The sequence below is a fragment of the Micromonospora sp. CNZ285 genome (assembly GCF_004637285.1).
Window position 1 is genome coordinate 5,214,809 of sequence record NZ_SPQD01000001.1, and the last position, 12,579, is coordinate 5,227,387.

At 73.4% G+C, this 12,579-nt stretch carries 16 protein-coding genes; 11 read left to right on the forward strand and 5 right to left on the reverse strand.

Annotated elements, in window-relative coordinates; genetic code table 11:
• Positions 1-61 precede the first annotated feature (61 nt).
• The 4 genes from CLT75_RS23755 to pheA all read left to right on the forward strand — a co-directional run bounded on the left by CLT75_RS23755 (position 62) and on the right by pheA (position 2,986).
• Positions 62-802 (forward strand): hypothetical protein, encoded by a 741-nt coding sequence (locus tag CLT75_RS23755; protein WP_135242537.1) that lies wholly within the window; start codon positions 62-64, stop codon positions 800-802.
• 143 nt (positions 803-945) lie between these two features.
• Entirely contained in the window at positions 946-1,395 is a 450-nt protein-coding gene (locus CLT75_RS23760) for a hypothetical protein (protein WP_135242538.1), read from the forward strand.
• A gap of 84 nt (positions 1,396-1,479) precedes the next feature.
• A complete protein-coding gene (locus tag CLT75_RS23765) occupies positions 1,480-2,019 on the forward strand; it encodes a hypothetical protein (RefSeq protein WP_135242539.1) in 540 nt (179 codons plus the stop codon).
• A 10-nt stretch (positions 2,020-2,029) separates the two neighbouring features.
• Positions 2,030-2,986, forward strand: a complete 957-nt coding sequence (gene pheA, locus CLT75_RS23770) for a prephenate dehydratase (RefSeq protein WP_135242540.1) — start codon at positions 2,030-2,032, stop codon at positions 2,984-2,986.
• A 42-nt stretch (positions 2,987-3,028) separates the two neighbouring features.
• On the opposite strand, the gene CLT75_RS23775 is transcribed toward pheA, so the two are convergent.
• From CLT75_RS23775 to CLT75_RS23785, 3 genes are all read right to left on the reverse strand, one after another.
• Positions 3,029-3,748, reverse strand: coding sequence for an AIM24 family protein (locus CLT75_RS23775; protein ID WP_064448083.1), 720 nt, complete (start codon positions 3,746-3,748; stop codon positions 3,029-3,031).
• Positions 3,749-3,843: 95 nt separating this feature from the next.
• A complete protein-coding gene (locus CLT75_RS23780) occupies positions 3,844-4,188 on the reverse strand; it encodes a metallopeptidase family protein (RefSeq protein WP_209310490.1) in 345 nt (114 codons plus the stop codon).
• A gap of 89 nt (positions 4,189-4,277) precedes the next feature.
• Positions 4,278-4,706, reverse strand: a complete 429-nt coding sequence (locus CLT75_RS23785; RefSeq protein WP_013289315.1) for an OsmC family protein — start codon at positions 4,704-4,706, stop codon at positions 4,278-4,280.
• Between the two features lie 163 nt (positions 4,707-4,869).
• On the opposite strand from CLT75_RS23785, the gene CLT75_RS23790 reads away from it, so the two are divergent.
• From CLT75_RS23790 to CLT75_RS23800, 3 genes are all read left to right on the forward strand, one after another.
• A complete protein-coding gene (locus tag CLT75_RS23790) occupies positions 4,870-5,559 on the forward strand; it encodes a hypothetical protein (protein ID WP_486485259.1) in 690 nt (229 codons plus the stop codon).
• Positions 5,560-5,726: 167 nt separating this feature from the next.
• Positions 5,727-6,548 carry an HAD family hydrolase gene (locus CLT75_RS23795; protein ID WP_135242543.1) on the forward strand — a complete coding sequence of 274 codons (822 nt, stop codon included), beginning with the start codon at positions 5,727-5,729 and terminating at the stop codon, positions 6,546-6,548.
• Positions 6,548-7,360 carry an HAD family hydrolase gene (locus tag CLT75_RS23800; protein ID WP_135242544.1) on the forward strand — a complete coding sequence of 271 codons (813 nt, stop codon included), beginning with the start codon at positions 6,548-6,550 and terminating at the stop codon, positions 7,358-7,360. The genes CLT75_RS23795 and CLT75_RS23800 overlap by 1 nt, the downstream gene beginning before the upstream one ends.
• Positions 7,361-7,396: 36 nt before the next feature.
• Here CLT75_RS23800 and CLT75_RS23805 read toward each other — a convergent pair whose 3' ends face one another.
• Entirely contained in the window at positions 7,397-7,987 is a 591-nt protein-coding gene (locus CLT75_RS23805) for a bacterial proteasome activator family protein (protein WP_135242545.1), read from the reverse strand.
• Positions 7,988-8,044: 57 nt separating this feature from the next.
• Here CLT75_RS23805 and CLT75_RS23810 point away from each other — a divergent pair, with 57 nt between their 5' ends.
• Both CLT75_RS23810 and CLT75_RS23815 read left to right on the forward strand, forming a co-directional pair.
• The gene (locus CLT75_RS23810; RefSeq protein ID WP_135242546.1) at positions 8,045-8,872 is read left to right on the forward strand and encodes an alpha/beta hydrolase; all 828 of its coding nucleotides are present in this window, start codon (positions 8,045-8,047) and stop codon (positions 8,870-8,872) included.
• Positions 8,873-8,920: 48 nt separating this feature from the next.
• Positions 8,921-10,141, forward strand: coding sequence for an ABC transporter substrate-binding protein (locus CLT75_RS23815; RefSeq protein WP_135242547.1), 1,221 nt, complete (start codon positions 8,921-8,923; stop codon positions 10,139-10,141).
• Positions 10,142-10,207: 66 nt separating this feature from the next.
• Here CLT75_RS23815 and ddaH read toward each other — a convergent pair whose 3' ends face one another.
• Entirely contained in the window at positions 10,208-11,041 is an 834-nt protein-coding gene (ddaH, locus tag CLT75_RS23820) for a dimethylargininase (RefSeq protein WP_209310377.1), read from the reverse strand.
• A gap of 59 nt (positions 11,042-11,100) precedes the next feature.
• Between ddaH and CLT75_RS23825 the strand changes: the two genes are divergently transcribed.
• Complete coding sequence (locus CLT75_RS23825) at positions 11,101-11,559, forward strand: Lrp/AsnC family transcriptional regulator (protein ID WP_013289323.1); 459 nt, start codon at positions 11,101-11,103, stop codon at positions 11,557-11,559.
• Between the two features lie 61 nt (positions 11,560-11,620).
• Entirely contained in the window at positions 11,621-12,577 is a 957-nt protein-coding gene (locus CLT75_RS23830; RefSeq protein WP_135242549.1) for a zinc-binding dehydrogenase, read from the forward strand.
• Positions 12,578-12,579 lie beyond the last annotated feature (2 nt).

Here is a 12,579-nt window from a genome sequence, read left to right on the forward strand (position 1 = left end):
GGGGGGCGCAACGTAGGGTAGTGGAGACATAACTTCGAGAGACCTTTTGCCGGAGGTCGCGATGACTGTCTTTCCCGCTCGTCGAGCCGTACCGAGCAGGGCACTGCCGCCCCGCACGGTGCCGCACTCCCCCCGGGTCGAGCCCACCTCGGTGCTCGAGCCGGCCCGACCGACTCCATTGGAGTGGGCCCGGCGTCGCCGGGCGGAGCGGGGGGCCCGCCGGTTGGAAGCGGCAGGGGCCCGCGCCCTGGGCCAACTCGACCACCTCGGTCCCGCCTGGCACGTCATCGAGTGGCCCCGGACGGACCCGGCCGACATGCTGCTCGACCGCGGCCGCGACGACCGGGCCGGGTTCCTGGCCATCGGCCCGAGCGGTCTGTTCGCGGTCACCATCGCCGACCACGGCCGGGCCCGCGTGCTGGTGGCCGGCGACGTGGTCCAGATCAACGGCAAGCGCCCGCCGTACGTGCTGGAGGCCCGCCGGGACGCCAAGCGCGCCAGCAAGGCCCTCTCCGACGCGGTCGGCCTGCCGATCCCGGTGACGCCGGTGCTGACGTTCGTCGGCTCCGGGGTGATCAGCGTCTACGGCCTGCCGAAGGACTGCCTGATGGCCACCCACCGCGAGCTGGACCGCCTGCTCGTGGCCGGTGGGAACCGGATCAGTCCGGCCACCGCCGAGAAGCTCTCCCGCGTCGCGCAGGCGCCGGCCACGTGGTTCAACGGCACGTACCGTCCAACCGCCGACTACCGGTGGTATGACGAGGGCCGAACGGCCGCTGACAAGCAGGCCGCCCGCCGGTAACGTCTCCGGCGACGCCACGCGGCCCACGGCACCCTCCCGACTGGTTCCGTCGGTCCGCGCCGTCGCCGGCCGCCCGGCAGCCGATGCTTCCGCCGCACCGACCGGCTAGCGTGGACAGACCGTCGGTGTACATAGGAGGCGCGGTGGCCCACGTCGAACTCTCACTCTCGGAAGTGTTCGCGCCCGCGGCATCCACCGAGCAGGAGTCCGACAACTTCGGGCAGTGGTCCGGCATGGTCTCCCGGGCCGCCGAGCCGTGCCTGCTGATCGACGCCGGCACCACTGTCGTGGCGATCTCCTCGGCCGGCTGCGACCTGCTCTGCCTGGGCGCCCCGGAGGACGTGATCGGCCTGCCGCTGCTGGAGGGCGGCCTGCGCCTCGTCGACTTCACGGCGAGCCCGAGCGAGCTGACCGAGCAGGAGACCGACAAGATCCCGCCGCTGCTCGCGCTGCACTCCGGGCGGCTCGCCCGCGGCCTGCTGCGGGTGCAGGGGCCCGGCTCCGACGCCGGCCGGACCGTCGACGCCATCTCCACGCCGGTGCTCACCGACGGCGCGGTGGCCGGGTCGCTCACCTTCCTCTCCGCGGTCTGACCCGCGACGAGACCCGGCGCCCTTCACCCGGGCCGGTCATCCTCCTACGATGGCCTCGACCCCACCACACGACGACATCCCTCGATGCCCGAGGACGCCCCCGTGCCCCGCACCCCACACCCCCGACGCCGCCACCGCCCGCTGGCGCTGCTGACGCTGCTCGCCCTCGCCGCCTGCGGCGCCCCGCCCGAGCTGCGTGCGCCGTCCGCCGCCGCCACACCGGTCCCGGTGCCGTCGGTGTCCGCCACGCCCAGCCCGAGCGCCACGCCGACCCCACCCGTGCCGGTTCTCCCGTCCACGCTCTCCCCGTCCGTGCCGGCGTCGGCGGCACCCTGCCGGGGGCGGCCCTCCGGCGACCGGATCGTCGCGCTGCTGCGCGGCTCCGCCGGTGTGCTGCCCCGCGACGTCCGGGTCACCGTGTCGACCGGTCCGCTCTGCGCCGAGGGCTGGCAGTACACCGTCCTGTCGGTCACCGGGCACGAGGAGTTGCAGGTGGTCACGCGCGGCGACAGCGGCACGCCGAGGCTGGTCACGGCCGGCACGGACGTGTGCGGCGTCGAGGTGCGGACCGTGGCGCCGGCCGGCATCCGTACCCTGGCCTGCGACGGCACGCCGGGTGCGTAGGCTGATCGGCATGCCGGGAACACCGCCGACCCGCTTCGTCTACCTGGGCCCCGAGGGCACCTTCGCCGAGCAGGCCCTGCGTACGGTGCCCGCCGCCGAGCGCGGGGACCGCACGCCGGCCCGCAGCGTCGGTGAGGCGCTCGACGCGGTACGCGCCGGAGAGGCGGACGCGGCGCTGGTGCCGCTGGAGAACTCCATCGGCGGCGCGGTCGGGGTGACGCTCGACGAGCTGGTCGAGGGCGACCCGCTGGTGATCACCCGCGAGGTGGTCCTGCCGGTGGAGTTCGTGCTGGCCGCCCGCGCCGGCACCACGCTGTCCGGCGTCCGCTCCGTCGCGGCCCACCCGCAGGCGTCCACCCAGTGCCGGGGCTGGCTGCGGGAACACCTGCCGGACGCCACAGTGGTCGACGTGCTTTCCAACGGCGCCGCCGCGGCCGGGGCGGCGAGCGGCGAGTACGACGCCGCCATCTGCGCCCCGATCGGCGCGAGCCGGCACCGGCTCGCGGTGCTGGCCGACAAGATCGCCGACCACCCGGACGCGGTGACCCGGTTCGCGCTGGTGTCCCGCCCCGGACCGCCTCCGCCGCCCACCGGCGACGACCTGACCTCGCTCGCGGTGTGCCTCGCACACGACCGGGTGGGCGCGCTGCTGGCGGTGCTGATGGAGCTGGCCGTGCGCGGCGTGAACATGACCCGGATCGAGTCCCGCCCCACCGGCGAGGCGCTCGGCCGCTACGTGTTCTTCCTGGACTGTGCCGGGCACGTCGCCGACGTACGCCTCGGCGAGGCGTTGCAGGGGCTGCGCCGGGTCTGCGCCGACGTACGGTTCCTGGGGTCGTACCCCCGGCACCGCTGGAGCACGGCGGCGGGTGACCAGCAGACGCCGGTGCCGCCGGGGCTCACCGACGCCGACTACGCCGACGCGGCGGCCTGGGTGGCCCGGCTGCGGGCCGGCGAGCTGAGCTGACCGGCCCGGGGCGACCTGCGCGGACGCCCCGGGCGCCCAGGGTCACTGCAGCAGGCCGCCGAGCACGCCGCCCTGCTGCTGGGAGCCGCTGCCGGCCACCGGAGGCTCCTCCGAGGGCTGGACCACGACGAAGCCCTGACCGGCGAAGCTCATCGTGAACGCCTCACCGGTGCTGCGGCCGAGCAGCGTGCCCAGGCCGAGCTGCTCGGCACGGTGGTAGCCGGTCTGGAGGTTCGCCGACCAGCACACCGCCGCCTGCGGGTCCACGTACGTCGGGGCGTCCACGTTGAGCACCACCGGGGTGCCCTTGGTGGTGATGGCGATCCGGCCGTGGCCGGTGAAGACGCAGTTGAACAGGCCGGACGAGGACGCGAAACCGGCGCCGCCGACCATCTTGATGTCGTACTGGAGCGTCGAGTCGAACGCCAGCACGCTGGAGCCGTTGATGGACAGCGCGTCGCCCGGCTCCAGGTCGATGACGTGCACGTCCTTGGCGAAGTCGGCGAGGAAGACGTCGCCGCGCCCGGAGACCTTCATCAGCGGCACGCCCTCGCCGGTGAGCCGCTGCTTGATGAACTTGCCGATGCCGCCGGAGCCGAGCGCCTGGAACTGCACCTGCCCCTGGTAGGCGACCATCGACCCGACCCGGGCCATCGCCTCGCCGTTCAGCTCGATCTTCAGCATCTTGGAGTTCTGCAACCGCATGCCCGGCTGCTGGGACTCCTTCTCAAGGTTCTCCGCGGAGAACAGCGCGCTGCGCATGGGTTTTCCTCCTGCATCAGGATCTGCCTGATCCGCAGGTTAGGGGACCGGCGCAACCGCCGGGATCAGCCGAGCGGGGACGCGCCGGAGGCCGGTCAGCCCCAGCCCAGGGCGTGCAGCCGCTCGTCGTCGATGCCGAAGTGGTGGGCGATCTCGTGCACCACTGTCACCGCCACCTCGTCGACGACATCGTCGTCGGTGTCGCAGATCGCCAGGATCGGGTTGCGGTAGATCAGGATGCGGTCGGGCAGCACGCCGGAGTAGTCCCAGCCGCGCGAGGTGAGCGCGTGCCCCTCGTACAGGCCGAGCAGGTCCTCGCCCGGCGGCGGGTCGTCCTCCACCAGGATGACCACGTTGCTCATCAACCCGAGCAGTTCCTCGAGCACCTCGTCGAGCGCCTCGCCGACCAGTTCCTCGAACCGGTCCCGGCTCATCTCCACGGCCACGCGGCCCGGTCACTCCCTCCGGATCGGGCACACCGCACGGCGAGGGCGTCCCGCAGGACACCCCCGCCGTGCCGTACGCGAGGTCAGGCCAGACGGGCGTTCAGCGTGATCTGCGCGCCCGGCGACAGCAGCCGGGAGATCGGGCAGTTCTCCTTGGCCGCCTCGGCGAGCTTGGTGAACTCGGCCTGGTCGATGCCGGGAACCTGGCCCACGGTCTCCAGGTCGATGCGGGTCACGGTCATGCCGGCGTCGGTCTTGTCGAAGTGCACCTTGGCGGTGGTCTCCACCGCCGTCTCCTGGGCGCCGGCGTCGGCGAGCTGCTTCGAGAGGGCCATCGAGAAGCAGCCGGCGTGCGCGGCGCCGATCAGCTCCTCGGGGTTGGTGCCCTCGCCCTCCTCGAAGCGCGACTTGAAGGAGTAGTTGCCGGACAGGCCGCCCTTGCCGGTGCGGACGGTGCCGGACCCCTCGGTGAGGTTGCCCTGCCAGCGAGCGGATGCGGTACGGATAGGCATGGCACCGACGCTAACCGAAAGCGGGCCGCCCCGCACCGGACCCCGGGGTCGCGATCCGGGCCGGCGGGACCGGGCTGTGCCATGATTCGACGCAGGCCCGCGTACGGGAAGGGTGGCCATGTCGCAGGATCTCCCCGTTCCCCGGCAGGACAAGCGAATCCCCATGCAGGACACCAGGTCCGACGACACCACGATCGTCGAGTGGGGCGACACCGAGCCGGAGTCGTCCGGCCGGGCCGCGCGCTCGCTCGCCGCGCTGGGCCGGGACCGCCGTCTGCCGCCCGTGCTCACCGGGCTCGGTGCGGTGGCCGCGCTCGCCTCACTGATCGGCGAGTGGCTGGCGATCACGGTGCCGGCCGAGACCCGGGGCGAGGACGCACCGGCCCGGCTGACCAGCGGCATCTCCGAGATCGGCGGGCTCGGTACGGCGTACCTGGTGGGCCTGCTCGGGCTGTCGGTGGCGGTGGGGCTGGCGCTGCGCGGCGCCCCGGCGGTGCGGCAGCACGCCCGGCTGGCCGGGCTGGGTCTCGCGGCGGGCGTGCTCGGGGTGCTGGTCGCGACCGCCGCCTCCCTCGAACAGCTGGCCCGGCGCATCCTGTTCTTCGTCGGCGAGCAGAGCCTTCAGGTCGAACACGGACGCGGCCTGGTCAGCGCGTTCGTCGCTGTCGCACTGCTGGCGGCCGCGCTGCACCTGGCCGGCCGGACGGCCGGCGGGACGCCCACCGACGGGGAGCCGGACGAGGACCGGCCCGAGCGCCGCCGCCGGGCGGACGAGGACGACGTGCCCCCGGCCCCGGCGGATCTGACGGTGCAGCCCACGGTGCCGTTCGCGGGCCCCGAACGGGCGTACTGAACCAGCTCCGGCAGCGCGTCCGGCGGCCACCGGAGCTTCGCCGCCGATTCGCTGGAAAGCCGTGGTTGCCGCCCGTTCCGCGAGATACGGTTGCTGCCCGCCGTCCCATGGTCGCGGCACCGAGGACCTGGTCGGCCGGCGTGACGGCGGCGGGCGAAGGAGGAACCATGACCCGCCCGGGACTGCCCAAGCTGATCGCCACCGACCTCGACGGCACGCTCGTCCGCAGCGACGAGACCGTCTCCGCGTACACCCATCGGGTGCTCGACCGGGTGCGGTCCGCCGGGATCCCGGTGGTCGGCGCGACCGGCCGTGGACCGCGCCTGACCGAACTCACCCGTAACGACATCCGGGCCGCCGACTTCCTGGTGATGGCCGGCGGCGGCCGGGTGGTGGACCAGAGCGACCCGGAGGGGCCCCTGGTGCTGCGGGACGAGCGGCTGCCCGGTGAGGTGCTGGCCCGGATCCTCACCGACCTGGAGGCGGCGGTCGGCCCGCTCACCGTGATGGTGGAGGCGTCGGACGAGCACGACGCGCCGCTCTGGGGCGACTACCACCCGAGCTGGCCCTACCCGGACCGGTTCGAGGCGCGCAGCCGGGTCGAGTGCCTGTCCTGCGACGTGATCAAGGCGTTCGCGCGTACCGCCGACCACCACGTGGACGAGCTGCTGGCCGCGGCGCGGGCGATCGTGCCACCGGACGTGGCCACGCTCACCCAGGCCGGGCTCGGCTTCGTCGAGATCTGCCCGCCCCGCACCGACAAGGCCAGCGGGCTGAGCGTCATCGCCGAACGGCTCGGCGTGGACCCGGCCGACGTGCTGGTCTTCGGCGACCAGCCGAACGACCTGCCGATGTTCGACTGGGCCGGCTGGGCCCGGGTGGCGGTGGCGAACGCCCACCCGGAGGTGCGCGCCGCGGCGGACGAGATCACCTTGCGCAACGACGACGACGGCGTCGCGGTCTACCTGGACCGGCTACTCTCCCGGTGATGGAAGATCCACCTCGCCTCGTCGCCTCCGACATCGACGGCACGCTGCTGCGCGACGACCGGACGCTCAGCGCGCGTACCGCCGCGGTGCTGGCCCGCATCAACGCCGCCGGCACGCCGGTGGTCCTGGTCACCGGCCGTCCGATCCGCTGGCTCCAGATGGTGTACGAGCAGCTCGCCGAGCCGCTGCCGGCGATCTGCGCCAACGGCGCGGTGGTGTACGACCCGGTCACCGACCAGGTGCTGCGGGCCGACCCGCTCGCCCCGGAGCTGCTGGCCGAGGTGGCCCGGCGGCTGCGCGCCGAGGTGCCCGGGGTGAGCTTCGCGGTGGAGATCGTGGACAGCCGGCAGATGCGGCACGAGGCGCACTACCCGCTGCGCTGGGACGCCGACCTCGACGCGATCCGGGCCGTCGAGTCGCCGGAGGAGCTGCTGTCCGCGCCCGCGGTGAAGCTGCTGGCGCGGGCCGGTGAGCAGGACCCGGACGTCTTCGTGCGGATGGTGGCGGGCGCGCTGGAGGGGCTGGCCGAGGCGACCCACTCGTCGTACAGCGGGCTGATCGAGATCTCGGCCGCCGGTGTGACGAAGGCGGCCGGCCTGGCCTGGTACGCGGAGCGGCTCGGCGTCGACGAGCGGGACGTGCTGGCCTTCGGCGACATGCCCAACGACGTGCCGATGCTGGCCTGGGCCGGACGGGCGGTGGCGGTCGCCAACGCCCACCCGGCCGTACGGGAGATCGCCCACGAGGTCACCGGGCCGAACACCGAGGACGGCGTGGCCGCGTACCTGGAGAAGGTCTTCGAGCTGGACTGAGCGGCCGGGGCACCGTGAGGCGCCCCGGCCGACGGGTCACAGGTACTGGCCGGGCGCGTGGCCCTCGCCGGCGCCGGGCATCCCGGGCATGCCCGGCATCACGCCGCCCGGGCCGCTGGGCAGCGCCTGGCGGCCCGAACGCATCTGCTCCAGCTGGACGCGGGCGGCCATCTGCTGGGCCACCAGCGCGGCCTGGATGCCGTGGAACAGCCCCTCCAGCCAGCCCACCAGCTGGGCGTGCGCGATCCGCAGCTCGCCCTCGCTCGGGGCCTGCTGCTCGGTGAACGGCAGCGAGATCCGCTCCAGCTCCTCGCGCAGCTCGGGCGCGAGGCCCTCCTTCAGCTCGACGATCGAGCGCTCGTGGATCTCCCGCATCCGGTGCCGGCTCGCGTCGTCGAGCGGCGCCGCCTTCACCTCCTCCAGCAGCTGCTTGATCATGCTGCCGATCCGCATCACCTTGGCCGGCTGCTCGACCAGACGGGTCGGGTCCTCGCCCTTGCCCTCGTCGGTCTGCACCGTGCCGACCGGGCGGCCGTCCGGCCCGACCACCACCACGGTGCCCGGGATGCCATCGTTGCCCTGTTCGTCGTCGTGTCCGGCGGAGTGCGCTTCGGTCATGGCACCCATCTTTACCCACGCCGACCATGTGCACGCGGCCGGTCCGGGGGACGCTACGGTCGCCGCATGCTCTCCGACCCGCGCGACGTGCTGACCCGCCCGTCCCCGCCGCCGGATGCCACCGTCTACTACGGCGACCACCCGGACCAGTGCGCCGACCTGCGGCTGCCGGCCGGTGACGGGCCGCCCCGGCCGCTGGTGGTCGTGGTGCACGGCGGTTTCTGGCGGGCGGAGTACGACAGGGCCCACACCGGCCCGATGGCGGCGGCGCTGGCCGCGCTCGGCCACCCGGTCGCGCAGATCGAGTACCGGCGGACCGGCCGGCCGGGCGGAGGCTGGCCGCACACGCTCACCGACGTCCGCGCCGGGATCGCCGCGCTACCGGAACTCGCCGCCGCCGCGCTGCCCGGCCGGGTGGCGCCCGTACCGCCGATCCTGGTCGGTCACTCCGCGGGCGGGCACCTGTCCCTGTACGTGGCCGCGCACGCCCCGGAGACGGTCGGCGGGGTGCTCGCGCTGGCGCCGGTGGCCGACCTCGCGCAGGCGTACCGGCTGGACCTGGACGAGGGTGCGGTGGCCGCGCTGCTCGGCGGCGGCCCGGGCGACGTGCCGGACCGGTACGCGGCGGCCGACCCATCGGTATTGGTACCCGTCCGAACACGTACAGTAGTCATTCACGGTAATCAAGATGTGCAGGTTCCGATCGCGATCAGCCGGTCCTGGATAGCCGCAGATCAGGCCGCCGGAGGCTCGGCCACGCTCGTTGAGCTGCCCGAATGTGAGCATTTCGGGCTGATCGCACCGGGCTCCACCGCATGGCCCCGGGTCGTCGAGGCGTTGCGGTCGCTTCACGATGATCTTCAGGGCATTGACGCAGCGTCGTCGACCAGGTAGAACGCCGAAGGGGTGTGCACCATGGCCGCCCCGTCGGGAAGGAAGTCGGTGGCACAGATGAACCGCAGGCGGGCCCTGCAACTGCTGGCCGCGCTGGGCACCACCGGACTGGCGGCGGGGTGCGGCTCCGGGGACGACTCCGGGGAACAGGCCGGATCCGGCAGCCCGATCAAAGTCGGACTGATCGTGCCCGGCAGCGGGGCGAACAAGGCCATCGGCGACGAGATCACCAACGGCTTCCAGCTCTTCCTCAGCATGCGCGGTCAGCAGATCGCCGGCCACCCGGTCACGCTCGTGACCGCCGAGGAGGGCGACACCGCCGCCACCGGCAAGGCCGCTGTCGACCGGCTGCTCAAGGAGGGCGTGCTCGCGCTCACCGGCGTGGTCAGCCCGACCGTGATGACCGGCATCAAGGACGCGGTCGAGGAGGCCCGGGTGCCCCTGCTGGGCTCCAACGCCTCCCCGTCGACGCTCCAGGGCGTCGTCTACATCTGGCGCACGTCGTACGTGCTGACCGAGCCCGGCGAGGCGCTCGGCGAGTACCTGCGCCAGAAGCTGGACGCCTCCAGCCGGATCGCCATCTTCGGCACCCGCGGCCCCGGCAGCCAGGACGTCATCGAAGGGCTGCGGCGCGCGTACGAGCGGGGCCGCCGGCTCACCGAGGACCCGATCTTCACCGAGGACGACCCCAACCCCTCCCGGTCGCTCTACTCCGGGCCGATCCGCAAGGCGCTCGGGCGCAAGCCGGACGCGGTGTTCTGCCACTACTCCGGCGCCCAGGCCGTGCAGTTCGTCAAGCAGCTCTACGCCCAGGGCTACCGGGGACCGATCTACGCCCCCGGCTTCCTCACCGAGGGCACCGCGCTCGACCAGCTCGACGACGGGGAGAAGGGCCGCGAGCGCAAGCTCATCGAGTCGTACGGCATCGAGACCGCGCTGAACTACTCGGCCGACCTCAACAACACCGCGAACCGGATCTTCGCCTCGGCCTACCGGAAGACGTTCAACTCGGCGCCCACCACGTACGCGATGGCCTCCTACGACGCCGCGCTGGTGCTGGACAAGGCGATCCGGCTGGCCGGCGGGAGCCCCTCGCCGCAGCAGGTCAACCTGGCGCTCGGCAAGGTCGGCCAGGTGGACAGCCCGCGCGGCACCTGGCAGTTCAACCAGACCCGTACCCCGCAGCAGAAGTGGTACCTGCGCCGGGTGCAGACCGACGGCCGGCTGCTCTCCAACGTCGTGATCAACGAGCTGGCGACGCTGGGCTGACCGGTCCCCGTACACGCGCAAGGGCGGTCTCCCACCGGGAGGCCGCCCTTCGCGTCGAGGCGTGGCTCAGTGCCGCAGCTCGGCGATGCAGCACTTCACGCTGCCACCGCCCTTCTTCAGCTCGGCCAGCTCCACCGGGACCAGGTGGTAGCCGGCGGCCTTCAGCTTGCCGGCGAGCCGGGTCGCCTCGTTGTTCAGCACCACGTTGAGCCCGTCACTGACCAGGTTCAGGCCGAACGCCAGCGCGTCCTCGTCGTCCGCGACGATCGCGTCCGGGAAGAGCTGGGCCAGCACCCTCTGGCTCGCGGCCGAGAAGGCGCCCGGGTAGTAGACGACGTTCTCGTCGTCGATCGAGGCCAGCGCCACGTCCAGGTGGTAGAAGCGCGGGTCGACCAGGTGCAGCGAGACCACCGGCCGACCGAGCGCCTCCTGCGCCTCGGCGTGCGCGGCCGGCTCGGTCCGGAAGCCGTACCCGGCCAGGATCAGGCCGCCGTGCGCCTCCGGCAGGTACGCGAAGTCGCCCTCACCCTCGTTCGTCTCGCTCGGCGCGATGAACCGCCAGCCCTGCTGCTCGTAGAACGCCCGGTGCGCGGCGGCCTCGGCGGACCGCTGCTCGTGCTTGAACCGGGCGCCGTAGACCGTGCCGTCGACCACGAACGCGCCGTTTGCGGCGTAGACCATGTCCGGCAGGCCCGCCTCGGGAGTCAGCAGGTGCACCTCGTGGCCCAGCCCGACGAGCGTCTCGCGCAGCCGGTCCCACTGCTTGACCGCCAGGTCGGCGTCGACCGGCGTGGTCACGTCCATCCACGGGTTGATCGCGTACTCGACCGTGAAGTGCTCGGGCGAGCACATGAGATATGTCCGCTTTCGCGAGACTCGCTGCTGGTTCACGGTCACCAAGAGTAGGTACGGTACAACTTTGGTAACAGCCACAAGCATTGCTTCCCGGGAGCGGAACGTTGCAGATAGACGCGGTCGACCAGCGAATCATTGCGTTACTCGTCGCGGATGCTCGCGCCTCGTACGCGGACATCGGCAGCCGGGTGTCACTCTCCGCCCCCGCCGTCAAGCGACGCGTCGACCGCCTCCGATCCGCCGGGGTGATCCGGGGATTCACCGCCGTCGTCGACCCGGCCGCCGTCGGCTGGACCACCGAGGCGTTCGTCGAGCTGTTCTGCGCCGGCCGGACCACCCCGGCGCAGATCGGCGCCGCCGCCCGCCGGCACCCCGAGGTGGTCGGCGCGTACACCGTCTCCGGCGAGGCGGACGCGCTCGTGCACCTGCGCGCCGCGGACATCTCCCACCTAGAGGAGGCGCTGGAACGGCTGCGCGCCGAATCGTTCGTCACCTCGTCCCGTAGCACCATCGTGCTCTCCCGGCTGGTCGAGTCCCCCGGCGTCGGCCCGTCCACGCCTTGACCTCAACCTCGCTTCATGTCGTGCACTGGCACCGGTGACCGGCGAGACGCGAGGGGGCGGTATGCGTGCGGTGTGGCTGCGGGAGTTCGGCGGACCGGAGATGCTCGTGCCCGGGACGGCACCCGACCCGGCACCCGGACCGGGCCAGGTGCTCGTCGACGTGGCACACGCGAACATCACGTTCGTCGAGACCATGTTCCGGGCCAGCGGCTTCGGGCCGTTCGGCGCCGAACTCCCGGTGATCCCCGGTAACGGGGTCGGCGGCACGATCACCGCACTGGGACCGGACGTCGACCCGGCGCTCGCCGGCCGCGTCGTGGTCACCGCCACCGGCGGCACCGGCGCGTACGCCGAGCGCGTCGTGGTCGACCAGGGCGCGCCTGTCGCCGTACCCCCGGGGTTGCCGCTGGACGCGGCGGTGGCGCTGATGGCCGACGGCCGGACCGCCCTGATGCTGGCCCGGGCGGCCGGGCTGCGGCCGGGCGACCGGGTGCTGGTCGAGGCGGCGGCCGGCGGCGTCGGGTCGCTGCTGACGCAGCTCGCGGCGGCCGCCGGCGCGACTGTGGTGGCCGCCGCCGGCGGCGACCGCAAGGTGGACGTGCTCCGCGCCGCCGGCGTCGACGTGGCTGTCGACTACCGGCAGGCGGGCTGGGCCGGCCGGGTCCGGGACGCCGTCGGCGCCGTCGACGTGGTGTTCGACGGCGTGGGCGGGCCGCTCGCCCGGGAGGCGTTCGACCTGCTGGACCGCGGCGGGCGGATGCTCAGCTTCGGGCTGGCCGGCGGCACCTGGGCGGACATCCCGGCCGAGTCGGCAGCCGCACGCGGGGTGACGCTGCTGAGCCCCCGCCCCGGCCCGGACGAGCTGCGCGCCCTCACCGAGGCGGCGCTCGCCGAGGGCGCGGCCGGGCGGCTGCGGCCGCTGATCGGGCAGCGCTTCCCGCTGGAACGGGCCGCCGCCGCGCACGCCGCGATCGAGGCCCGTCGGACGGTGGGCAAGACGCTGCTCGACGTGCGGTGAGC

What these genes read in the sequence shown, in the direction of transcription:
- CLT75_RS23765 (WP_135242539.1), top strand. Translation starts at nt 1,480, where the DNA reads ATGCCCGAGGACGCCCCCGTGCCCCGCACCCCACACCCCCGACGCCGC.
- CLT75_RS23755 (WP_135242537.1), top strand. Translation starts at nt 62, where the DNA reads ATGACTGTCTTTCCCGCTCGTCGAGCCGTACCGAGCAGGGCACTGCCG.
- CLT75_RS23785 (WP_013289315.1), bottom strand. Translation starts at nt 4,706, where the DNA reads ATGCCTATCCGTACCGCATCCGCTCGCTGGCAGGGCAACCTCACCGAG.
- CLT75_RS23775 (WP_064448083.1), bottom strand. Translation starts at nt 3,748, where the DNA reads ATGCGCAGCGCGCTGTTCTCCGCGGAGAACCTTGAGAAGGAGTCCCAG.
- CLT75_RS23800 (WP_135242544.1), top strand. Translation starts at nt 6,548, where the DNA reads ATGGAAGATCCACCTCGCCTCGTCGCCTCCGACATCGACGGCACGCTG.
- CLT75_RS23810 (WP_135242546.1), top strand. Translation starts at nt 8,045, where the DNA reads ATGCTCTCCGACCCGCGCGACGTGCTGACCCGCCCGTCCCCGCCGCCG.
- pheA (WP_135242540.1), top strand. Translation starts at nt 2,030, where the DNA reads ATGCCGGGAACACCGCCGACCCGCTTCGTCTACCTGGGCCCCGAGGGC.
- CLT75_RS23795 (WP_135242543.1), top strand. Translation starts at nt 5,727, where the DNA reads ATGACCCGCCCGGGACTGCCCAAGCTGATCGCCACCGACCTCGACGGC.
- CLT75_RS23830 (WP_135242549.1), top strand. Translation starts at nt 11,621, where the DNA reads ATGCGTGCGGTGTGGCTGCGGGAGTTCGGCGGACCGGAGATGCTCGTG.
- CLT75_RS23790 (WP_486485259.1), top strand. Translation starts at nt 4,870, where the DNA reads ATGCAGGACACCAGGTCCGACGACACCACGATCGTCGAGTGGGGCGAC.
- CLT75_RS23805 (WP_135242545.1), bottom strand. Translation starts at nt 7,987, where the DNA reads ATGGGTGCCATGACCGAAGCGCACTCCGCCGGACACGACGACGAACAG.